General features: G+C 62.9%; 22 protein-coding genes. 6 read left to right on the top strand and 16 right to left on the bottom strand.

All coding sequences use genetic code 11. The features are described 5' to 3' along the window. Positions 1 to 59 precede the first annotated feature (59 nt). Positions 60 to 1,235, top strand: a complete 1,176-nt coding sequence (locus NKJ84_RS04865) for a CaiB/BaiF CoA transferase family protein (RefSeq protein ID WP_352505567.1) — start codon at positions 60 to 62, stop codon at positions 1,233 to 1,235. Beyond that, positions 1,232 to 2,881, top strand: a complete 1,650-nt coding sequence (locus NKJ84_RS04860) for a thiamine pyrophosphate-binding protein (RefSeq protein ID WP_352505566.1) — start codon at positions 1,232 to 1,234, stop codon at positions 2,879 to 2,881. Before NKJ84_RS04865 ends, NKJ84_RS04860 begins: the two co-directional genes overlap by 4 nt. A gap of 67 nt (positions 2,882 to 2,948) precedes the next feature. Here the strand turns inward: NKJ84_RS04860 and NKJ84_RS04855 are convergent, their stop codons facing one another. The 5 genes from NKJ84_RS04855 to NKJ84_RS04835 all read right to left on the bottom strand — a co-directional run bounded on the left by NKJ84_RS04855 (position 2,949) and on the right by NKJ84_RS04835 (position 7,768). Next, positions 2,949 to 3,401, bottom strand: coding sequence for a CHRD domain-containing protein (locus NKJ84_RS04855; RefSeq protein WP_254819028.1), 453 nt, complete (start codon positions 3,399 to 3,401; stop codon positions 2,949 to 2,951). Positions 3,402 to 3,548: 147 nt separating this feature from the next. Then, on the bottom strand, positions 3,549 to 4,520 hold the full coding sequence (locus tag NKJ84_RS04850; protein ID WP_352505565.1) for an ABC transporter substrate-binding protein: 972 nt from the start codon (positions 4,518 to 4,520) through the stop codon (positions 3,549 to 3,551). A 40-nt stretch (positions 4,521 to 4,560) separates the two neighbouring features. Next, the gene (locus tag NKJ84_RS04845; RefSeq protein WP_352505564.1) at positions 4,561 to 5,697 is read right to left on the bottom strand and encodes an ABC transporter permease; all 1,137 of its coding nucleotides are present in this window, start codon (positions 5,695 to 5,697) and stop codon (positions 4,561 to 4,563) included. After that, a complete protein-coding gene (locus tag NKJ84_RS04840; RefSeq protein WP_254819031.1) occupies positions 5,694 to 6,572 on the bottom strand; it encodes an ABC transporter permease in 879 nt (292 codons plus the stop codon). Before NKJ84_RS04840 ends, NKJ84_RS04845 begins: the two co-directional genes overlap by 4 nt. A 404-nt stretch (positions 6,573 to 6,976) precedes the next feature. Beyond that, positions 6,977 to 7,768 carry an ABC transporter ATP-binding protein gene (locus NKJ84_RS04835; protein WP_352453396.1) on the bottom strand — a complete coding sequence of 264 codons (792 nt, stop codon included), beginning with the start codon at positions 7,766 to 7,768 and terminating at the stop codon, positions 6,977 to 6,979. A gap of 161 nt (positions 7,769 to 7,929) precedes the next feature. Here NKJ84_RS04835 and NKJ84_RS04830 point away from each other — a divergent pair, with 161 nt between their 5' ends. Then, entirely contained in the window at positions 7,930 to 8,334 is a 405-nt protein-coding gene (locus NKJ84_RS04830) for a cupin domain-containing protein (protein WP_352505563.1), read from the top strand. Positions 8,335 to 8,369: 35 nt separating this feature from the next. On the opposite strand, the gene NKJ84_RS04825 is transcribed toward NKJ84_RS04830, so the two are convergent. The 5 genes from NKJ84_RS04825 to aptA all read right to left on the bottom strand — a co-directional run bounded on the left by NKJ84_RS04825 (position 8,370) and on the right by aptA (position 13,557). Continuing rightward, entirely contained in the window at positions 8,370 to 8,738 is a 369-nt protein-coding gene (locus tag NKJ84_RS04825) for a hypothetical protein (RefSeq protein ID WP_352505562.1), read from the bottom strand. Positions 8,739 to 8,740: 2 nt separating this feature from the next. Continuing rightward, a complete protein-coding gene (gene hydA, locus NKJ84_RS04820; protein WP_352475407.1) occupies positions 8,741 to 10,192 on the bottom strand; it encodes a dihydropyrimidinase in 1,452 nt (483 codons plus the stop codon). Positions 10,193 to 10,281: 89 nt separating this feature from the next. Next, complete coding sequence (locus NKJ84_RS04815) at positions 10,282 to 10,662, bottom strand: endonuclease domain-containing protein (protein ID WP_352505561.1); 381 nt, start codon at positions 10,660 to 10,662, stop codon at positions 10,282 to 10,284. A 244-nt stretch (positions 10,663 to 10,906) separates the two neighbouring features. Continuing rightward, a complete protein-coding gene (locus NKJ84_RS04810; protein WP_352505560.1) occupies positions 10,907 to 12,157 on the bottom strand; it encodes a Zn-dependent hydrolase in 1,251 nt (416 codons plus the stop codon). Positions 12,158 to 12,228: 71 nt separating this feature from the next. Next, positions 12,229 to 13,557 (bottom strand): omega-aminotransferase AptA, encoded by a 1,329-nt coding sequence (gene aptA, locus NKJ84_RS04805; protein ID WP_254819041.1) that lies wholly within the window; start codon positions 13,555 to 13,557, stop codon positions 12,229 to 12,231. A gap of 243 nt (positions 13,558 to 13,800) precedes the next feature. Here aptA and NKJ84_RS04800 point away from each other — a divergent pair, with 243 nt between their 5' ends. Then, positions 13,801 to 14,442, top strand: coding sequence for a TetR family transcriptional regulator C-terminal domain-containing protein (locus NKJ84_RS04800; RefSeq protein WP_254819042.1), 642 nt, complete (start codon positions 13,801 to 13,803; stop codon positions 14,440 to 14,442). Positions 14,443 to 14,464: 22 nt separating this feature from the next. On the opposite strand, the gene NKJ84_RS04795 is transcribed toward NKJ84_RS04800, so the two are convergent. Then, positions 14,465 to 15,337 (bottom strand): helix-turn-helix transcriptional regulator, encoded by an 873-nt coding sequence (locus tag NKJ84_RS04795; RefSeq protein ID WP_352505559.1) that lies wholly within the window; start codon positions 15,335 to 15,337, stop codon positions 14,465 to 14,467. A 105-nt stretch (positions 15,338 to 15,442) separates the two neighbouring features. Here NKJ84_RS04795 and NKJ84_RS04790 point away from each other — a divergent pair, with 105 nt between their 5' ends. Together NKJ84_RS04790 and NKJ84_RS04785 are read left to right on the top strand one after the other, a co-directional pair. Beyond that, positions 15,443 to 16,294, top strand: coding sequence for an SDR family NAD(P)-dependent oxidoreductase (locus NKJ84_RS04790; protein ID WP_352505558.1), 852 nt, complete (start codon positions 15,443 to 15,445; stop codon positions 16,292 to 16,294). Further along, entirely contained in the window at positions 16,291 to 17,013 is a 723-nt protein-coding gene (locus NKJ84_RS04785) for an SDR family oxidoreductase (protein WP_352505557.1), read from the top strand. Before NKJ84_RS04790 ends, NKJ84_RS04785 begins: the two co-directional genes overlap by 4 nt. Before the next feature lie 30 nt (positions 17,014 to 17,043). On the opposite strand, the gene NKJ84_RS04780 is transcribed toward NKJ84_RS04785, so the two are convergent. The 5 genes from NKJ84_RS04780 to NKJ84_RS04760 form a co-directional block, all read right to left on the bottom strand. Then, the gene (locus tag NKJ84_RS04780) at positions 17,044 to 17,421 is read right to left on the bottom strand and encodes a DoxX family protein (RefSeq protein ID WP_352505667.1); all 378 of its coding nucleotides are present in this window, start codon (positions 17,419 to 17,421) and stop codon (positions 17,044 to 17,046) included. 59 nt (positions 17,422 to 17,480) lie between these two features. Continuing rightward, a complete protein-coding gene (locus tag NKJ84_RS04775; RefSeq protein ID WP_352505556.1) occupies positions 17,481 to 17,939 on the bottom strand; it encodes a carboxymuconolactone decarboxylase family protein in 459 nt (152 codons plus the stop codon). A gap of 13 nt (positions 17,940 to 17,952) precedes the next feature. Beyond that, on the bottom strand, positions 17,953 to 18,471 hold the full coding sequence (locus NKJ84_RS04770) for an RrF2 family transcriptional regulator (RefSeq protein WP_352505555.1): 519 nt from the start codon (positions 18,469 to 18,471) through the stop codon (positions 17,953 to 17,955). A gap of 102 nt (positions 18,472 to 18,573) precedes the next feature. Then, positions 18,574 to 19,887 (bottom strand): NAD-dependent dihydropyrimidine dehydrogenase subunit PreA, encoded by a 1,314-nt coding sequence (gene preA, locus NKJ84_RS04765; protein WP_352505554.1) that lies wholly within the window; start codon positions 19,885 to 19,887, stop codon positions 18,574 to 18,576. A 2-nt stretch (positions 19,888 to 19,889) separates the two neighbouring features. Further along, positions 19,890 to 21,254: an NAD(P)-dependent oxidoreductase gene (locus NKJ84_RS04760; protein WP_352505553.1), complete on the bottom strand. Its 1,365-nt coding sequence runs from the start codon at positions 21,252 to 21,254 to the stop codon at positions 19,890 to 19,892. Positions 21,255 to 21,331 lie beyond the last annotated feature (77 nt).

Raw genomic sequence — 21,331 nt, 5'->3', positions numbered from 1 at the left:
CCGTGACAGCGGCGCGCGGGATTGATAGAGGCTGCGCTTTCGACCAACCATGGTGATCCATGACTGAGCCGCCGCTCAAAGGCATCCGCGTCATCGAACTCGCACGCATCCTTGCCGGGCCATGGGCCGGGCAGCTGCTTGCCGACCTCGGCGCCGACGTGATCAAGGTCGAGAGCCCGGACGGCGGCGACGACACCCGCAAATGGGGACCGCCCTTCGTCATCGGCCATGACGGCGAGAACCTTTCAGCCGCTTATTACCATTCCTGCAACCGCGGCAAGCGCTCCATCGCTATTGACTTCTCGACGCCCGAGGGTGCCGAGACGGTGCGCCGGCTGGTCGCGACATCGGATGTGCTGATCGAAAACTTCAAGGTCGGCGGACTGAAGAAATACGGCCTCGATTATGACAGCCTGAGGAAAATCAACCCACGGCTGATCTATTGCTCGATCACCGGTTTTGGCCAGTCGGGGCCGTACGCGCCGCGCGCCGGCTATGATTTCATCATCCAGGGCATGGCCGGCATGATGTCGATCACCGGCGAAGCCGGGCGCGAACCGCAAAAGGCGGGCGTCGCTATATCGGATGTTTTCACCGGGCTTTATTCGGTCATCGCCATCCAGGCGGCGCTTCGCCATGCCGAGAAGACGGGCGAAGGCCAGCATATCGACATGGCGCTCTACGACACCCAGATCTCGACGCTCGGCAACCAGAACCTCAACTACCTCGTCTCCGGACAGTCGCCGGTGCAGATGGGCAATGCGCATATGAACATCGCGCCCTACGAAGTGGTGCCGGTGAAAAATGGCCACATCATCCTGGCGGTCGGCAATGACGGCCAGTTCGCAAAGTTCTGCGCTGCCGTCGGCCTCGACGAGCTGGCGTCGAATCCTGACTTCGCCACCAATCCCGCCCGCGTCGCCAACCGGGCAAAGCTGCGCGAGCACATGATAGAGGCGCTGAAGGCCTTCGATCGCGATCCGCTGCTGGCCAGGCTCGAAGCCGCTGGGGTTCCTGCCAGCCCGATCAATAACATCGGCCAGATGTTTGCCGACCCGCAGACCATAGCGCGCGGCATGCGGCTCGACCTCGATGACGGCCATGGCAATCTCTTGCCCTCGGTGCGGGCGCCGATGGTCATGTCCGGCACGCCGCTGGTCTATGAACGTCCGTCACCGCGTCTCGGCGAACACACCGAAGAAATCCTTGCCGAACTGGAGAGGTCAGGAAAATGAAGACCGGCGGACAACTCATCGTCGATGCGCTCGAAGCCAACGGAACGGACCGTATCTATTGCGTGCCCGGCGAATCCTATCTGGCGGTGCTCGACGCGCTGCACGACTCGCCGATCCGCACCATCGTCTGCCGCCAGGAGGGCGGTGCCGCGATGATGGCCGACTGCCACGGCCGCCTGACCGGCAAGCCCGGCATCTGCTTCGTCACCCGCGGCCCAGGCGCCACCAATGCCTCGGCCGGCATCCACATCGCGATGCAGGATTCGGTCCCCCTGATCCTGTTCATTGGCCAGGTCGCCAGCCACGCCAAGGGGCGCGAGGCTTTTCAGGAAGTCGACTACGTCAGGTTCTTCGGTGATATCGCCAAATGGGTGGTCGAGATCGACGACGCCGCACGCATCCCCGAATTTGTCACGCGGGCCTTTTCGGTGGCGACCTCCGGCCGGCCCGGCCCGGTCGTCATCTCGCTGCCCGAGGACATGCTGACCAGCCTCGCCGAGGCACCGCAAGCCCGGCATTACACCCCTGTCGAGACGCGGCCCGGCGAAGTCGAGCTCGACGCGCTGGAAGTGTTGCTCAACAAGGCAAAGCAGCCCTTCGTCATCCTTGGCGGTACGCGCTGGGATGCGCAGGCTGTTGCCCAGATGCGGACGATAGCCGAAGCCTGGTCGCTGCCGGTCGGCTGCTCCTTCCGCCGCCAGATGCTGTTCGACCATCTCCACCCGAATTATGCCGGCGATGTCGGCATCGGCATCAACCCCAAGGTAGCAACCGCCATCAAGCAGGCCGACCTCGTGCTGCTCATCGGCGGCCGTATGGGCGAGATGCCGTCATCCGACTACACGCTGCTGAAGAGCCCCTACCCCGACCAGACGCTGGTCCATGTCCATGCCGACGCGGGCGAGCTCGGCCGCGTCTACCGGCCGGCGCTGGCGATCAATGCCTCGCCTGCTGCTTTCGTCGAAGCCTTTGCCCGACGCAAGCCGGCTGCAACGCCGGTGTGGGCGGCTGAGGCAGCGAAGCTGCATTCCGCCTATCTCGACTGGTCGACGCCTCCGGAGAGCGGCCCCGGCGCCGTCCAGATGGGGCCGATCATGAATTATCTCGAAACGATACTGCCGGACGACGCCATCCTCACCAACGGCGCCGGCAACTACGCCACCTGGGTGCATCGTTACCATCGCTTCCGGCGTTTCGGCACGCAGGCAGCACCCACATCCGGCTCGATGGGCTACGGCACGCCGGCGGCGGTCGCCGCCAAGCAGCTCTATCCCGACCGCGACGTGATCGCCTTCGCCGGCGACGGTTGTTTCCTGATGAACGGCCAGGAATTCGCCACCGCCGTGCAATACGCACTGCCGATCATCGTCGTTGTCGTCAACAACGGCATCTACGGCACGATCCGCATGCACCAGGAGCGCGAATATCCCGGCCGTGTCGTCGCCACGGATTTGAAGAATCCCGACTTCGCGGCGCTCGCGCGTGCCTATGGTGGTCATGGCGAAACAGTCGAGAAGACCGCCGACTTCGCGCCGGCCTTCGAACGCGCCCGCGCCAGCGGCAAACCGTCGATCGTCGAGATCAGGCTCGATCCCGAGGCAATCACGCCGACGCGGACCATGACCCAGATACGGGACAGGGCCTGAGCGCCAACGGGAGGTCGAATCCCTTCCCAAGCTTCAACAGGTTGATCGCAGCGCTATGATCGCTGCGCTACATCGTCGACGGCGCCTTTTCTATCTGCCCGCGGATCTCGCCATCCGCGTGGGCCGCGGTGTGGATGTTGACGTAGTACTTGCCCGCCTCCAAATCGGTCGCCTGGGCATCGGTCAACGTCGCCGAGCCCTTGATCGGGCTCCTCAGCTTGCCTTCGAACGGTATCACCGGGTCGGCGTTTTCGCCCTTTGCCGCCGGGCCGTGAATGTGTGCGGCCTTCGCCGGCCCGCTGAGGCCGGAATATCTCACTGTCCAGCTGAGTTTCTTGGTTGTGGTGTTGAACCTGAGCGTGGCGGTGCCCTTGCCCTTCGTTGTGACGGGCGGGCTCTGCTGAGCACCATCGAGCGTCGCAGTCATCTTTATGGTTTCGGCCAGGGCCGGTGAAGCAGAGAAGATGGCTGCAGAAATGGCCAGCGCCGAAAGCATCGGCGTGAAGGACTGGATGCGCATGGAAACCTCCGTTGTGACACCCTTGAGGCGGATGCACCGGCACAACGATTTTGCAAGCGGATGTTTCCGCCGGTAACGTTCATTTTACATCCCACTAAAAAGGGGCGGTCGCCCGCCCCTTTTCCGCTACAAGCCAGTTTGACAGCCCTATTTGATGGCCTTGTCGGTGATCGCCGTCGTGTAGGCGCCGGTAGGCTCCTTGCTGATGATCTTCTGGTCGAGCAGCGCCTTGGCGGTGCGCTCGTAGGTCGCCGGATCGAGCTTGCCATCGGCATTGTCGATCAGCTTGGCGACTTCGCCCATCATGCGTTTCTGGTGATTCTCGTCCTGGCCGCCATTGTCCATGACGATGCCGGCCGCTTCGTCGGAATTGTCGACGGCGTATTTCCAACCCTTCATCGAAGCGCGCACGAAACGCACCATCTTGTCCTCGAAGGCCGGATCCTTGAGCTTGTCCTCCAGGGCATAGAGCCCGTCTTCGAGCAGATCGTTGCCCATGGCGGAATAGTTGAAGACGGTCAGCTCTTCCGGCTTGTAGCCGGCGTCGATGAGCTGCCAGTACTCGTTATAGGTCATCACCGAAATGCAATCCGCCTGCTTCTGGATCAGCGGCTGCACGTCAAAGCTCTGCTTGAGCACGGTGACGCCGTCCGGCCCGCCATCGGTCTTGAGGCCAAGCTTGTTCATCCAAGCATAGAATGGATACTCGTTGCCGAAGAACCAGACGCCGAGCGTGTGGCCCTTGAAGTCGGCTTCTGTCTTGACCGGCCCGTCCTTCGGGCAGACCAGCTCCATACCGGCTTCCTTGAACGGCTGGGCGATGTTGACCAGCGGCACGCCCTTTTCGCGGGCAGCCAGCGCGCCGCCCATCCAGTCGACGATGACGTCGGCGCCGCCGCCGGCGATGACCTGCTCCGGCGCAATATCAGGACCGCCGGGCTTGATCTCGACGTCGAGGCCTTCGGCCTCATAGAAGCCCTTGTCCTTGGCGACATAATAGCCGGCAAACTGGGCCTGCGTGACCCATTTCAGCTGCAGCGTCACCTTGTCCGCGGCCATCGCCTGGAACGCGGCAAGCGACATCGCGCCGGCCAGCATCGAAACAACTAGTCTTTTCATGTTTTTACCCTCTGAAGTTAGCGCCCTAAACCCACCGCCCCTATCCACCACGGACAGAGGGATGCCAAAACGTGATTGCTCTCTCGAAAAAAGCGACCACGCCATAAAAGACCGAACCCGCAAGTGCTGCAACTGCGATTTCGGCCCACACCATGTCGATGTTCATCCGGCCGACTTCCGTCGAAATGCGGAACCCCATGCCGACCACCGGGGTGCCGAAGAACTCGGCGACGATGGCGCCGATCAGCGCCAGCGTCGAATTGATCTTCAACGCATTGAAGATGAAGGGCGCGGCCGCCGGCAGCCGCAGCTTGAACAGCGTCTGCCAATAGCTCGAGGCATAGGTGCGCATCAGGTCGCGCTCCATATGGCCGGAGGCGGCAAGCCCGGCGACGGTGTTCACCAGCATCGGGAAGAAGGTCATGATGATGACCACCGCTGCCTTCGACTGCCAGTCGAAGCCGAACCACATGACCATGATCGGCGCGACGCCGATGATCGGCAGCGCCGATACCATATTGCCGATCGGCAAAAGCCCGCGCCGCAGGAACGGCACGCGGTCGGCGGCGATGGCAACGAGGAAGCCGGCGCTGCTCCCCACCACATAGCCGAAGATGACCGCCTTGAAGATGGTCTGCCTGACATCGGCCCCCAGCACCGGCAGCGAGCCGACGATGCGGGCACCGATGGCGCTTGGCGGCGGCAGCAGGATGAAGGGAATGCCGGCACCACGCGTCACCGCTTCCCAGATGATCAGGATCCAGGCGCCGAAGATGGCCGGAATGATCAAGCGCAGGGCGGTTGACGCCCAGCGCGATATCGGGCGAAACGACGACAAGACCGTGACGCAGCGCCAGGCCAAAAACCACGCGGCGGCGAGCAGCAGATAGAAGGATGCGCGAGCGCTGCCCTCATTGCCGGTTATGCCGGCGAGCAGCATCCACGCCGCGCCATGCGCGCCAAGGAACAGCAACACCACCCCGATCATCGGTGGAAAGTTGTCGGCCTCGATTGCCACGAGCAGCAGAATGAAAATCGAAACCGTAGTCGCCATGCCGTAACCGGGCGTAGCACTGACGAGCGGCAAAACAAGCAGCGCGCCGACAAACAGGACAAGCGCGGCATACCCCTGCCAGGATCGAGGCGTGATTGAGGAAAGGCTCAGGATGGAGCTCATGCCGGCCTCCCGCCCATGGCGCGGTCGACAAGGCGCCCGGCAATGCCGACCAGCATAACCAGCAGCGCCGCCACCACCGACCCGGCAACCAGCGCCGACCAGATGTCGATGGTCTGGCTGTAATAGGCGCCGGCGAGCAGTTTGGCGCCAATGCCGGCGACGGCGCCGGTCGGCAGCTCGCCGACGATGGCGCCGACCAGGCTGGCGGCCACCGCCACCTTCATCGAGGTGAACAGGAACGGCACCGAGGCCGGCACCCGCAATTTCCAGAAGGTCTGCGAAGGACTGGCATTATAGGTGTGCATCAAGTCGAGATGGGTAAGCTCGGGCGAGCGAAGCCCCTTCACCATGCCGACCGCCACCGGGAAGAACGACAGATAGGTCGAGATCAGCGCCTTCGGGATCAGCCCGGTGATGCCGACAGCGGCCAGCACAACGATGATCATCGGTGCCACCGCCAGGATCGGAATGGTCTGCGAGGCGATGATCCACGGCATCAGGCTGCGGTCGAGCGTCGCCACATGCACGATGCCGACGGCGATGACGATGCCGAGCGCCGTGCCGAAGGCAAAGCCGAGCAGCGTCGACGACAGCGTCACCCAGGCATTGTAGACAAGGCTGCGGTTCGAGGTGATGCTGCGCAGAAAGGTGTTTTCGAAAAAATTCACTGCCACCTGATGCGGCGCCGGCAGCGTCGGCTTCGGCTGCGCCAGCGTCTTGCCGATGAATTCCACAATACCCGGTGTCTGATTGGCGCGGCGGTCGAGATCGCGCTGGAACGGCGTGTTGAGGATGACAGCCATGACGTACCAGACGACGACAACGCCCAGAAGGATCGAGGTCACCGGAACGATCTTGTCGCGAAACGAGTCCATTCTAGCAGGCCTCGCCGGGTAAGCGCCCTCCTCTCCCCAACGGGGAGAGGGTGGCTGGAGCGAAGCGGAGGCCGGGTGAGGATGACCTCGCTTTCGTCATCCTAGGGCGCAGCAAGGAGCGAAGCGACGCGGCGCAGACCCTAGGATCCATGCCGTTACCTTCCCGCTCCGAAGCGGTGCTGAAAATAGCTCCCTCTCTGGAAGGAACGGCGCTTGCGGTGGCTTGCCCGGCGCTTATTCTCGACCGCTTGCGCGTTTCGGCCGACGTCACGGCATGGATCCTAGGGTCTGCGCACGCCGCTTCGCGGCGGCTCCGCCCTAGGATGACGAATGCACGGTTAGCGCCTCCCTCGCGAGGGCGATGCACCTCCTGTGTCGAACGCGCAAGCCCGTTCCGCGCCGCCTCAATCATCATAGCTGTGCCCCGCCCTCAGCCCGTCCCGCACCCGCGCGGCGATGGCCAGGAACTCCGGCGTCTCGCGGATATCGAGCGGCCGCTTTTTCGGCAGCGTCGATTCTATGACGTCGCTGACACGCCCCGGGCGCGGCGACATGACGACGATGCGCGTCGACAGATACACCGCCTCGGGGATCGAATGCGTTACGAAGCAGATGGTCTTGTTGGTTCGTTCCCAAAGCTCCAGCAACTGTTCGTTGAGGTGATCGCGCACGATCTCGTCGAGCGCGCCGAACGGCTCGTCCATCAACAAAAGGTCGGCATCGAAGGCGAGCGCCCGCGCGATCGAGGCGCGCTGCTGCATGCCGCCCGAGAGCTGCCAGGGGTATTTCTTCTCGAAGCCGCTGAGGTTGACGAGGTCGAGGGTTCGCTTGATACGCGCCGCCTGCTCCGCCCTAGACAGGCCCATGATCTCGAGCGGCAGCGCCACATTGCGCTCGATCGTGCGCCACGGATAAAGTGCGGCCGCCTGGAAGACATAGCCATAGGCGCGGCTCTGGCGCGCCTGCTCGGGCGTCATGCCGTTGACGGAGATGGCTCCCGATGTCGGCTTCTCCAGATCGGCGATCACGCGCAGCAAGGTCGTCTTGCCGCAACCGGACGGCCCGATGAAGGACACGAATTCGCCCTTGCCGATGGTCAGGTCGACATTCGACAGCGCCTGCACCGGACCATCGTTGGTCTGGAAGGTCAGGCCAAGCTTGCTTGCCGAAACAACGGCTGGCGATACTCCCGTCATCGGCCGTAGCCTGTCGCTTCCGGCCACTGCGGCGCCGGCCGGAATCCCATTGATTTTATCCCGATGTTGCTTTCCACTCGCCCAGTCCTACTCGCCCCAGTTTTACTCGCCTCAGTTCGACGCGCCCTTGTCCCATCACATAGACGCCCGGAGTTGCCCCGATGTCGCCCAAACCGACGTGCCATCTTATCCGCCCTGAAAGCTCTTATGAAGGCAAACAGGGCCTGAGTTATTTCGCCGGCATCGCCGCCGAAACAGTCGGCTCGTCCGGCATCTGCATGCATCTGCTGACCATGCCGCCGGGTGCCCGCGCCAAGGCGCATTTGCACGAAAACCATGAAACCGCGATCTATGTGCTCTCCGGCGAAGTCCATACCTGGTATGGCGACCGGCTTGAACAGCATATCGTGGTCAAGGCCGGCGATCTTTTCTACATTCCGGCCGGCGTGCCGCATCTGCCGGCCAATCTGAGCGACAGCCCCGCCTCGGCGGTCATTGCCCGCACCGATCCCAACGAACAGGAAAGCGTCGTCCTGCTGCCGGAACTGGACGGGTTGGTCGCCTGAAGCCGGCATCGAGGCGGCGGCCGTCATCGGCACCGTCACGAACATGATTTCAGCGGCCCTATCTCCTCAAGGCCGGGAATGGTCACGAAGAAACCGTCCCCTCCTTTGTTGACGACCTTGACGACATCCGTGGTCGTCCCGTCCTCGCCCTCGGCGAAACAGGTGGAGTTCAACAACTGGGTGCCAGGCATCGCCGTCAATCGCTGTGCGAACTCGCAGCCGCTGCCATAGGTTTCGACGCCGTCGGCGGTCAGCACGACATAATCGTCGCTGTCCTGATAACCGAGCCGTACGCCAGTGCAACCGACCTCATTGCCATAGGAACCGGCAAGGACGTCAGCCGCCGCCGGCCCGGCGGCAAGGATCACCGCGGCCAGTGAGATAATCGCACCGTGGCTCGCCAAGCTCAAACGCCCGTCGCCGGGATGCCTGTACGTTCCACCTTGCGCGGCGCGGAAATCTCCTTCCAGGTCGACAGTGCCCGGTTGACCGCCGCGTTGGGCTCGCGAGCGACGAACTCGCCATGGCCGGGCTTTGCCTTGACTTCGTTTTCCTCGATCGACAGTTCGCCGCGCGAAAAGACGAAGCGCGGCAGGCCGGTCACCTCGAAACCTTCGAAGACGTTGTAGTCGATCACCGACTGCTGCTTCTTGGCCGTGATCTTCTTCTTGCGCTTCGGGTCCCAGACGAGGATGTCGGCGTCCGCGCCTTCGACGATGGCGCCCTTCTTCGGGTACATGTTGAGTATCTTGGCGATGTTGGTCGAGGTCACCGCGACGAACTCGTTCATCGTCAGCCGGCCGGTGTTGACGCCGGTCGTCCACAGCACCGGCAAACGATCCTCGAGCCCGCCGGTGCCATTCGGAATCTTGGTGAAGTCGCCGACGCCGTTGCGCTTCTGTTTGGTGGTGAAGGCACAATGGTCGGTCGCCACCACTTGCAGCGACCCGGCCTGCAGGCCGGCCCACAGCGAATCCTGGTGCCATTTGTTGCGGAAGGGCGGGCTCATGACGCGGCGTGCCGCATGGTCCCAGTCCTTGTTGAAATACTCGCTCTCGTCCAGCGTAAGATGCTGGATCAGCGGCTCGCCGAACACTCGCATGCCTTTCTGCCGCGCGCGGCGGATGGCCTCGTGCGCTTGCTCGCAGGAGACATGCACGACATACAGCGGCACGCCAGCCATGTCGGCTATCATGATGGCGCGGTTGGTCGCCTCGCCTTCCACTTCCGGCGGGCGCGAATAGGCGTGCCCCTCCGGGCCGTTGTTGCCCGCCGCCAGCAGCTTCTGCGACAGGGCGGCCACCACGTCGCCATTCTCAGCATGGACCAGCGGCAGCGCGCCAAGATCGGCGCAGCGCTGGAACGACGAATAGAGCTCGTCGTCGTCGACCATCAGCGCGCCCTTGTAGGCCATGAAATGCTTGAACGAGGTAATGCCCCTGTCGACGACGGTGGCCATTTCGTCGAACACCTGCTTGCCCCACCAGGTGATCGCCATGTGGAAGGAATAATCGCAGGACGCCTTCGAGGTCTTGTTGTCCCACATCTGCAGGGCCTCGAGCAGCGATTGCTGCGGCGATGGCAGGCAGAAATCGACGACCATCGTCGTGCCGCCGGCAAGGGCCGCGCGGGTGCCGGATTCGAAGTCATCGGCCGAATAGGTGCCCATGAACGGCATTTCGAGATGGGTATGCGGGTCGATGCCGCCTGGCATCACATAGCAGCCGCTGGCGTCGAACTCATGGTCGCCATGCAGATCCGGTCCGATGCCGATGATCTTGCCGTGCTTGAACAGCACATCGGCCTTCCACGTCCGGTCGGCGGTGACGATGGTGCCATTCTTGATGACTTTGGTCATTTTCTTGTTCCCTTGTTCTCTCGCGCTTCTTGTGAGCGTCTTGTCGGTGTTACAGGTTGGGTCAGGACCAACGGGGCTGTAAATGGCCTCTACATGACTCCAACTTCCCGCAGTATCTCTTCGATACACCCGTCGAAAGATTCCGCCAGATCTCCGGTCGAAAACCGCAGCACACGATAGCCCTGCCGGCCAAACCATGCATCGCGTACTCGATCCTTGTCCATTTGCTCCGGCGTGAAGTGATGCTCTCCGTCTACTTCGATGACGAGGTTCTTCTCATGCAGAACGAAGTCCGCAATGTAAGGCCCGATCGGCGCCTGCTTCCTGGCATGCAGGCCGTAGAGATGACGGAACTCTTTCAATTCCGACCAGAGCTTGCGTTCGCCATCCGTCATGTTTCGGCGTAATGCCCTGGCACGTTTGATGGCGGCGGGGTCGATACCGGTCGGTGCCAAAACGAGTACCCCCACCCTCAATCTCTTCCCGCAAAGGCAGAGAAATCGCGTACGAATTTTTTGCGAAGAGGGACCCCCACCCTAACCCTCCCCACAAGGAGGAGGGAATGCTGCCGCGCAATCCGACTTACGACCTTGGCGTTGGAAACGTTGGTAATTTGCCGCAAATCGGCGCTGACAGGAGTTCCCTCCCCCTTGTGCGGAGGGTTAGGGTGGGGGTCCCTCTTCGCAAGAATCCGTCTGCTCCAGCCCAAACCTCTCACCCTACGATCGCCGCCGTGTCGACCACCGCATGGAACAGCACATCGGCGCCGGCCGCTGCCCATTCCTTGGTGATTTCCTCGGCCTCGTTGTGGCTGAGACCGTCGACGCAAGGGCACATCACCATTGCGGTGGGCGCAACGCGGTTGATCCAGCAAGCGTCATGGCCGGCGCCCGAGACGATATTGCGATGCGTATATCCCAAGCGCTCCGCCGCATCCCGCACAGCCTTGACGCAGCCCGCGTCGAAGGTGACCGGGTCGAAATGGCCGACCTGCTCGATTTGATATTTGATGTCGAGCGCGTCGCAGATCGTGTCGATGCCTTCGCGGATGCGCCCGTCCATGGCGTCCAGCACCTCCTTTTCCGGCGAGCGGATGTCGATGGTGAAGACGGTGCGCCCGGCAATGATGTTGCGCGAGTTTGGATAGACCTCCATATGGCCGACCGCGCCGACGGCGTCGGGTTGGTAGTCCATGGCGATCTCGTGCACCAATTCGATCACCCGCGCCATGCCGAGCCCGGCATTGCGCCGCTTCGGCATCGGCGTCGAGCCGGTATGCGCCTCCTTGCCGGTCAGCGTCACCTGCAGCCATTTCAACCCTTGCCCATGGGTGACGACGCCGATGTCGATGCCTTCATCCTCGAGGATCGGGCCTTGCTCGATATGCAGCTCGAAGAAAGCGTGGATCTTGCGCTCACCGACTTTCTCGGTGCCCTTCCAGCCTATGCGTTCGAGCTCCTCGCCAAATTGCTTGCCGTCCTTGTCGACATGTGAATAGACGTCGGCCTGGTCGAGCACGCCGGCGAATACCCCGGACGCCATCATTGCCGGCGCAAAGCGGGCACCTTCCTCGTTGGTCCAGTTGGTGACGACGATCGGGTGCTTGGTCTTGATGCCGAGATCGTTGAGCGAGCGCACGACCTCCAGGCCGCCGAGCACGCCGAGCACGCCGTCATACTTGCCGCCGGTCGGCTGCGTGTCGAGATGGCTGCCGACATAGACCGGCGGCAGGCTTGGGTCGGTGCCCTCGCGGCGGGCAAACATCGTGCCCATCTCGTCGACGCCCATTTCGAGCCCCGCCTCATCGCACCAGCGCTTGAACAGGTGCCGCCCTTCGCCGTCCTCGTCGGTAACGGTCTGGCGATTGTTGCCGCCGGCGATGCCGGGGCCGATCTTCGCCATCTCCATTATCGAATCCCACAAACGGTCTGAATTGATTCGCAGATTCTCGCCGGGGGCGGCCATTCAAGTTCCTCTCATTTACTCTCATATTAGGACGACGGTTCCCGTCGTCGCCCCTACATGTTGGGGAGTATCTAGTCCACCGCCCTCAACACTTCGCGCACATGGTCGATCAATTCGTTGATCTGGCCTTTGGTGATGATCAGCGGCGGTGACAGCGCGATGATGTCGCCGGTGGTGCGGATCAATGCACCGCGCTCGAACGCCTTCACAAAAGCCGAGAAGGCGCGTTTCGTCGGCTGGCCGGCGATCGGCGCCAGTTCGATCGCACCGATCAGGCCGATATTGCGGATGTCGATGACATTCGGCTCGCCCTTCAGCGAATGCAGCGCGTCCTCCCAGTACGGCGCCAGTTCCTCGCCGCGCGTCAGCAGCCCCTCTTCCTTGTAGGTGTCGAGCGTGCCCAGCGCCGCGGCGCAGGCGATCGGATTGCCCGAATAGGTGTAGCCGTGGAAGAACTCGATCATGTGCTCGGGCCCGGTCATGAAGGCGTCGTGGATTTCCTTCTTCACGAACACCGCGCCCATCGGGATGACGCCGTTGGAGACGCCTTTGGCGGTGGTCATGATATCGGGCGTGACGCCGAAATAGTCGGCGGCAAACGGCGTGCCGAGACGGCCGAAGCCGGTGATGACCTCATCGAAAATCAGCAAGATGCCGTGCTTGGTGCAGATCTCGCGAAGCTTCTGCAAATAGCCCTTCGGCGGCAGGATGACGCCGGTGGAACCGGCAACCGGCTCAACGATGACGGCGGCGATTGTCGAGGCGTCGTGCAGGGCAACGATACGCTCTAATTCGTTCGCCAGTTCGGCGCCATGTTCGGGCACGCCCTTGGTGAAGGAGTTCTTTTCCGGCAGATGGGTGTGTGGCATGTGATCGACGCCGCCGAGCAGCGTGCCGAACATCTTGCGGTTTGTAACGATGCCGCCAACCGAAATGCCGCCGAAATTGACGCCGTGATAGCCGCGTTCGCGGCCGATCAGGCGGGTGCGCGAGCCCTCGCCTTTTGCGCGGTGATAGGCGATGGCCATCTTCAGCGCGGTCTCGACCGATTCCGATCCAGAATTGGTGAAGAACACATGGTCCATGCCCTTCGGCGCGATATCGACCAGCCGATTTGCAAGCTCGAACACGATCGGGTGACCCATCTGGAACGCCGGCGCATAATCGAGCTCTGCCGCCTGGCTCTGGATCGCCTCGGTGATTTTCGGACGGCAGTGGCCGGCATTGACGCACCACAGACCGGCGGTGCCGTCGAGAACCTTGCGCCCGTCGCTGGTCGTGTAATGCATGTCCTTGGCGGACACGAACATGCGCGGCGCCTGCTTGAACTGCCGGTTTGCCGTGAACGGCATCCAGAATGCGCTGAGATCGTTCGGCGTGACTTTCAGCCGGTTGGACATGACCAAGACTTCCCCTTGTAACCCGTTTCGGTGCGGCTAACGCCTGGTCTTTCCAACACTTGGTCTTTGCTGCGTTTTCGTGCTACGCAAATTTTTGACCGGTTGGACAAACGTTAGCACCGCCTTATCAGCGGTCAAGGGATTACTAGCGGAAATGCGGCTTTCGAAGTGCGCTCCACAGGGCGGAGAAAAACTGGTCCAGAGAATTGGTCCAGACACGCCTCGCGGCGAGGGTTTTTCGAGGTGACGGGGGCGGTCGAAAGCTCCGCTCCTCGCCGCACCCGCATCCAGCTGGAAAAGCGCGAGCTCATCCTAGAGGCGGCGCTCGAAGTCTTCTCCACCAACGGTTTTCGCGGCTCGACCATCGACCAGATCGCCGAAGCCGCCGGCATGTCGAAGCCGAACTTGCTCTATTATTTCCGCCGCAAGGAGGACATCCACGAGACGCTGATGCAGCGGCTTCTCGACACCTGGCTCGCGCCGCTGCGCGAACTCGACGACATTGGCGATCCCTTGACCGAACTGCGCAGCTATATCAGGCGCAAGCTCGAAATGGCGCGCGATTTCCCGCGCGAGAGCCGGCTGTTCGCCAACGAGATCCTGCAGGGCGCGCCGCGCATCATGCCGATGCTGGAGGGCGAATTGAAGACACTGGTCGACGAGAAGGCCAACGTCATCAAGGGCTGGATGCGCGCCGGCAAGATTGCCCGCACCGACCCCTGGCACCTGATCTTCTCGATCTGGGCGACGACGCAGCACTATGCCGATTTCGACGTCCAGGTCCGCGCCGTGCTCGGCCCCGATCGCGGCGGCGACGGCCGCTTCGAGGATGCCGCAAGGTTTCTCGAGCAACTGTTCATTGACGGGCTGAAGCCGAAGGGCTGAGGCTTCAGCGAAGCGATGGGCATCACGCGCTGCGCCGCTCGGCCGGAAGCGTCTCCAGCAGTTGTTCGAGCTTGGCGATCGAGTTTTGCTCGGCGAGCGGCGTGTAGACGATCAGCTTCATGTCCGAGCCGTCGTCGATCGACAGGCTCATATGCTCGAACGCCATGGCGCCCGCTATCGGGTGCCGGACATGCTTCACACCCGATAGGTTGCGGGCCACGTCGCGTAGCGGCCACCAGGCGCGAAACTCCGGGCTCGAGCGCGTCATCAGCGCGATCAGCCGCTCGAAATCCGGATCGCCGACATATCTGGCGCTTTCTGCCCGGAATGACGCCAGCACGGCACGCGCCAGTTCCTCCCAGTCGACGAGCAGGCGCCGGTGCTGCGGGCTGGTGAAAACCATATGGACGATGTTGCGGGCATCGCCCTCCAGCAGACCATAGTCCCCGAACACGGCTGCCGCGGCAGAGTTCCAGGCCAGCACGTCCCAGCGCCGCCCAAGGACATAGGCCGGCTGCAGGACCAGGCTCTGCAGCATGTGCAGTAACGGGCTATCGACTTTTTCCGGCGCGTCGACGCGACGCTCCCGCTGCGGTCGGCCGGCAAGGATGAACAGATGCCGTTGCTCGGCCGTGTCCAGGCGCAGCGCCCGGCTGAGCGCCGTCAGCACCTCTGCCGATGGCCGAACGTCGCGGCCCTGCTCCAGCCAGGTGTACCAGGTCGTGCCGACGCCGGCGATCATCGCCACTTCCTCACGCCGCAGCCCGGGCGTGCGCCGGCGCAATCCGGTCGATATGCCGGTGGCCGAAGGCGTCAGCCTTTCGCGCCGCGAGCGCAGGAAGGCGCCAAGCTCGCGGCGGCGGCTGTCTTCGGCGGAATGCGTGGTGGAATCCATCGGCGCTATTATAGCAGTACCGATACCAGGATAAAGTTTGAACTGTTTGGCAAGTGGCTGGTGCCCCATCTTTCCGCTCAGAGCTACGAGATGGAGGCTCCGAACATGGAACTGAAAAACAAGACAATCCTCATCACAGGGTCTACCGACGGCGTCGGCCGCGTCGTCGCGCAAAGGCTCGGCGCCGGCGGTGCGCGCATCCTGGTGCATGGCCGCGACGCGACAAGGGGCAAGGCGATCGGGGCCGAAATCGAAGCCGCCGGCGGCAAGGCCGAGCTGCTGGTCGCCGATCTCTCCTCCCTGGCGGAAGTTCGCCGCCTCGCCGAGGCCGTGCGCGCAAGGACCAAGCGGCTCGATGTCCTCATCAACAATGCCGGCGTCGGCACCGCCGGCCCAAACGCGAAACGGCAGGTCAGCGCCGACGGCTACGAGTTGCGCTTTGCCGTCAACTATCTCGCCGGTTTCCTGCTCACCACGGAGCTGCTGCCGCTGCTCAAGTCCAGCGTGCCGGCGCGCATCGTCAACGTCGCCTCGGCCGGCCAGCAGGCGATCGACTTCGACGACGTCATGCTGACCCGCTCCTATGGCGGCGTCCGTGCCTACTGCCAGAGCAAGCTGGCGCAGATCATGTTCACCATCGATCTGGCGGAGCAGCTGAACGGCACCGGTGTCACGGTCAACAGCCTGCATCCGGCAAGCTACATGAACACTACGATGGTGCGGCAGGCGGGCATCACACCCTGGAGCTCCGTCGAAACCGGCGCCGAGGCCATCATCAACCTCGCCACATCGCCGGCGCTTGAGGGGCGAAGCGGCCTCTATTTCGACGGCCAAAGAAAATCCCGCGCCGATGCGCAAGCCTATGACGCTAAGGCGAGGCAGCAGTTGCGCGAATTGAGCCTCGGCCTTGTCGGGCTCGCACCCGCTTCCGCAACATCGAAGAAAGAAAATTCATGATCGAGAAAACGCAGCACGCCGTGATCGTCGGCGGCTCCTCCGGCATCGGCCTCGCCACCGCGACAAAGCTGCTCGGCCCGGGGATGAAGGTGACGATCACCGGGCGCAGCAGGGAAAAGCTCGACAACGCATGGCAAAGCCTTGGCGGCACAGTCGAAAAAGCTGCCTTCGACGCCGCGAAGCCGGACGAGGTTCGCCGGTTCTTCAGCGATCTCGGCCCTTTCGATCACCTGGTGCTGGCCGCCAGCGGCGGCAAGGGCCTCGGCGCGTTCGAAACGCTTGACCTGACCGACATCGGCGGCGGCGTCGACGAGAAAGTCCGGCCACAGCTCTCCTGCCTGCAGGCCGCCTTGCCGACGCTGAACAAGAGCGGCTCGGTGACTTTCATCTCGGCGGTGTCGGCGCAATTGTCGGCGCCGGGTGTCGCCGGCATCGCCGCCGTCAACGGCATGCTGCTGACCGTGGTGCCGATCCTGGCAATGGAGCTGAAGCCGTTACGCGTCAATGTCGTGGCGCCAGGTGTCATCGACACGCCCTGGTGGGACTTTTTACCCGATGAACAGCGCCATGCGGTGTTTGCCGATTATGCCGGCAGGACGCCGGTCGGCCGCATCGGCCGCGCCGAGGACGTCGCCGAGGCGATCGCGTTCCTGGTTTCGAACAGCTTCGTCACCGGCCAGATCCTGACCTGCGACGGCGGCTTGCGGTATGCGGCGTGAGCGGCTGCCTCCAAGAGGCATCAGTCGTTGTCAAAGCGACTGCGCGATCAGCGCCAGAAATCCTCCGGCCAGCGCGACGTTGCCGACAAAGCCATTGATGCGGGACGCGCGCTCCGGGCCCTGATGATCCCAGAAGTTATGGAACATCGGCGTGGCGACGATCAGGAACAGGATCAGGCATGCCGCCGCCGGAGCGGTCCAGATGCCCGCGATCACCAGTGCTCCGGCGATGATCTGCAGGACGATCCCCAGCCACAGCACCGGCCGTGCCTGCGGCACGCCGCGCGTCGTCATCAATTGGCTCACCAACGCCGCATTCTGGATGTTGCGCAGGCCGGCAAAGACAAAGGCGCCGCCAAGCAGCAGGCGGGCGGCGAATAGGATCTCACTATCAAAGTTTAAAAACATGCTGTCGGGGGTCCTTGGGCAGAAAAGAGGCGCGCGGCGCAAGGCCGCGCACCTTGTCCTCAGGCGGCCAAGACCGCTGGCATCGGATGGATTGCATGGAACGGAACGCAAAGCCGGTTCCAGGTGTTGATCATGCCGAGCGCCACCGAGAGCTTGACCAGCTCCTCTTCCGAGAAATATTCGAGCGTCCTTGCATAGAGTTCGTCCGACACACCGTTGTCGGCAATCCTGGTCAGCGCGTCGGTCCAGGCCAAGGCCGCGCGTTCGCGCTCTGAAAACAGCGGCGATTCCTTCCAGGCGGAGACGAGATAGAGCCGCTGCTCGCTTTCGCCGTCGCGGCGCGCTTCGCGGCTATGCATCTCGACGCAATACGAGCAGCCGTTGATCTGCGACGCCCTGAGCTTGATCAGATGCAACAGGCTTTTTTCGAGCCCGCATTCGTCGACTGCCTTGTTGAGCGCCGACACCGCCTTCATGATCTCCGGCGCCGCGCCGAAAAATTGCAGCCTCTGTTTCATCGTCTGTAGCCTTTCATGCTTGCTTGGTTGAACTTGATTTCTGCGGCCGCCGATGGCGCTCGACGAAGGCGCAGTTCGCGGCGACCGAACGGGGATCGGCATCGGCCGTGTATTCTGCAACGATGTCGGACAGCCGGGCGTCGGCGAGCGCGGCGCGATAGGCACGCTCGGCCTTCAGCATGGCTACGTTGATGCCGCAGGGTTTGACATAGACCGAGGCATCGAGCTTCGCTGGGCCGCGCTGGCGGATTTCGGCGCAGCGGAACGCCGGTTCACGCCCCTCGACGGCCAGCACGATATCGAGCAGCGTTATGCGCTCCGCCGGCCGCGCCAGCCGGTAGCCGCCGGACGGCCCCGGCACTGAATCCAGAATGCCGGACGCAGTCAGCGCGTTGAGATGCTTAAGCAGATAGCTCGGCGACAGCCCGAACGCTTCGGCCATGGCAGCACCTGGCAAGGTCGCGGCGCCATCAACGCCGGCAAGCATAGCGGCGCAATGAATAGCCGCCTCGACCCCTTCGCCCAGCTTCATTTCGCTCTCCTGTTCATGGATATAGATTATCGTGGATAACTTTTATCTGCAATAGGAAAGTTAAAAAGCGGCGCCCATGAACGCCGTTTTTTTTCCGCAATGCTACTCCGCCGCCACCTTGGCCATCGGATTGTTCGGATGCGTCGTCCAGTTGGCATAGATCGGCGACACCGGCCTGCCGGTGCGCTGGTCGATCACGCCGGCCGCCAGCGGCTCCATGGTGATGCAATTCTCGACCGGACAGACATTGACACAGAGATTGCAGCCGACGCATTCGGCCTCGATCACCTCGAAATGCCTGACGCCGTCGACCATGCTGGTGATCGCCTGGTGCGAGGTGTCCTCGCAGGCGATGTGGCAGCGGCCGCATTTGATGCAGGCGTCCTGGTCGATATGCGCCTTGGCGACGTAGTTGAGGTTGAGATACTGCCAGTCGATGACGTTGGGCGTGGCGCGGCTGACGATGTCGTCCAGCGAGGCATGGCCCTTCTCGTCCATCCAGTTTTCCAGGCCGGCGATCATCTCCTGCACGATCTTGAAGCCATAGGTCATCGCCGCCGTGCACACCTGCACATTGCCGGCGCCGAGCGCCATGAACTCGGCGGCGTCGCGCCAGGTGGTAATGCCGCCGATACCGGAGATCGGCAGGCCATGCGTTTCCGGATCGCGCGCGATCTCGGCCACCATGTTCATGGCGATCGGCTTCACCGCCGGGCCGCAATAGCCGCCATGCGAACCCTTGCCGTCGATCGTCGGCTCCGGTGCGAAACTATCGAGATTGACGCCGGTGATCGAATTGATGGTGTTGATCAGCGATACCGCGTCGGTGCCGCCGGCAAGGGCAGCGCGTGCCGGCTTGCGTATGTCGGTGATGTTGGGCGTCAGCTTGGTGATGACAGGCATGCGGGTGTTGGCCTTGCACCAGCGCACCACCATTTCGATGTACTCCGGCACCTGGCCGACTGCCGCACCCATGCCGCGTTCCGACATGCCGTGCGGGCAGCCGAAATTGAGTTCGATGCCGTCGGCGCCTGTCTCCTCGACTACCGGCAAGATCGCCTTCCAGGCATGCTCCTCGCAAGGCACCATCAGCGAGACGACGATCGCCCGGTCGGGCCAGTCCATCTTGACCTGCTTGATCTCGCGCAGATTGACCTGCAGGTCGCGGTCGGTGATCAGCTCGATGTTGTTGAGGCCGAGCAGACGACGGTCGGCGCCCCAGATCGCGCCGTAGCGCGGACCGTTGACGTTGACCACCGGCGGGCCCTCTTCGCCGAGCGTCTTCCATACCACGCCGCCCCAGCCCGCCTTGAAGGCGCGGATGACGTTATAGGCCTTGTCGGTCGGCGGCGCCGAAGCCAGCCAGAACGGGTTCGGCGACTTGATGCCGACGAAATTGTTGCGGATGTCTGCCATGCTCATGCCCTCCCGTTCGAGGTCAGTGCCCGATGAATGCTCTCCGCCGCATCGCGGCCTTGCGCGACAGCTGAAACAGTCAAGTCATCGCCGCCGAAAATGCAGTCGCCGCCGGCCCAGACGTTTGGCAGCGAGGTGCGCCCTTCCGCATCGACCTTGATGCGGCCGGCTTCCAGCGCGACCTCCGCACCGCTGCCGTTGAGCGCAGCCGGGACAAAACTCTGGCCGATCGCCTTGAACACCTGGTCGGCGGTCAACGTCAGCCGCTCGCCGGTGCCGACGAGCCGGTCGCCGTCCATCGCGGTGTATTCGAGCTCGATCGCCGACACCTTGCCAGCGTCGGCAATGACCCGCTTCGGCTGCAACCAGTGCCGGATGATGACGCCGTTGGCTGCAGCCAGATCCTGCTCGAATTCGGAGGCATTCATGTGCTCCGGGCCGCGCCGATAGCAGATCGTCACCTCTTCGGCTCCGAGCAGCTTCGATTGCACCGCCGCGTCGATCGCCGTCATGCCGCCGCCGATGACGACAACACGCCGGCCGACCGGCAGGCTGGCCAGATCACTGGCCTGACGAAGCTCGGCAATGAACTCGACAGCATTGCTGACGCCCGGGGCCTCCTCGCCATCCGCTCGCAAGGCATTGACGCCGGCAAGCCCCATGCCGAGGAACACCGCATCGTAATTCCTGGTCAGGTCCGACAGCTGGTAATCACGGCCGAGCGCCTTGCCGTTCTGGATGTCGATGCCGCCGATCGACGTGACATAGTCGACTTCGGCCTGGGCAAAATTGTCGACGCTTTTATAGGCGGCTATACCGTACTCATTGAGGCCGCCGGGCTTCGGGCGGGCTTCCAGGATGGTCACGTCGTGGCCATGACGGGCAAGCCGATGCGCGGCCGCAAGCCCGGCCGGTCCGGCGCCGACCACGGCGACCGTTTTGCCGGTCGGTTCGGAGCGCTTGTAGAACTGCTTGTTTTCGGCCATGGCGACATCGGTGGCGTAGCGCTGAAGGCGACCAATCTGCACCGGCTTGCCTTCGGCCACCTCGCGCACGCAGACTTCTTCGCATAGCGTCTCGGTCGGGCAGACGCGGGCGCACATGCCGCCCAAAATGTTTTGGTCAAAAATAGTCTTGGCCGAGCCGATCGGATTGCCCGTCGAAATCTGGCGAATGAACAGCGGGATGTCGATCGAGGTCGGGCATGCATTCATGCACGGCGCATCATAGCAGAAATAGCAGCGGTCGGACTCGACCAGCGCCTCGTGATGATCGAGCGGCGGGTGCAGGTCGGCGAAATTGTCGGCATATTGGTCCGGCGAGAGCCGCCCGCCGGCAATGCCTTGCTTGAACTGGCCTTCTGGCATCGTCAGTTCCCCATGTTCTTGTTTTGGGGAAGGCTAGCACGTTTTATTTTTTTATCAATTGGTCAATTTTCGGCGCA

It is taken from the genome of Mesorhizobium sp. M0048 (assembly GCF_040323405.1).
Taxonomy (GTDB): Bacteria; Pseudomonadota; Alphaproteobacteria; order Rhizobiales; family Rhizobiaceae; genus Mesorhizobium.
This window is presented reverse-complemented; position numbering and strand designations above follow the sequence as displayed.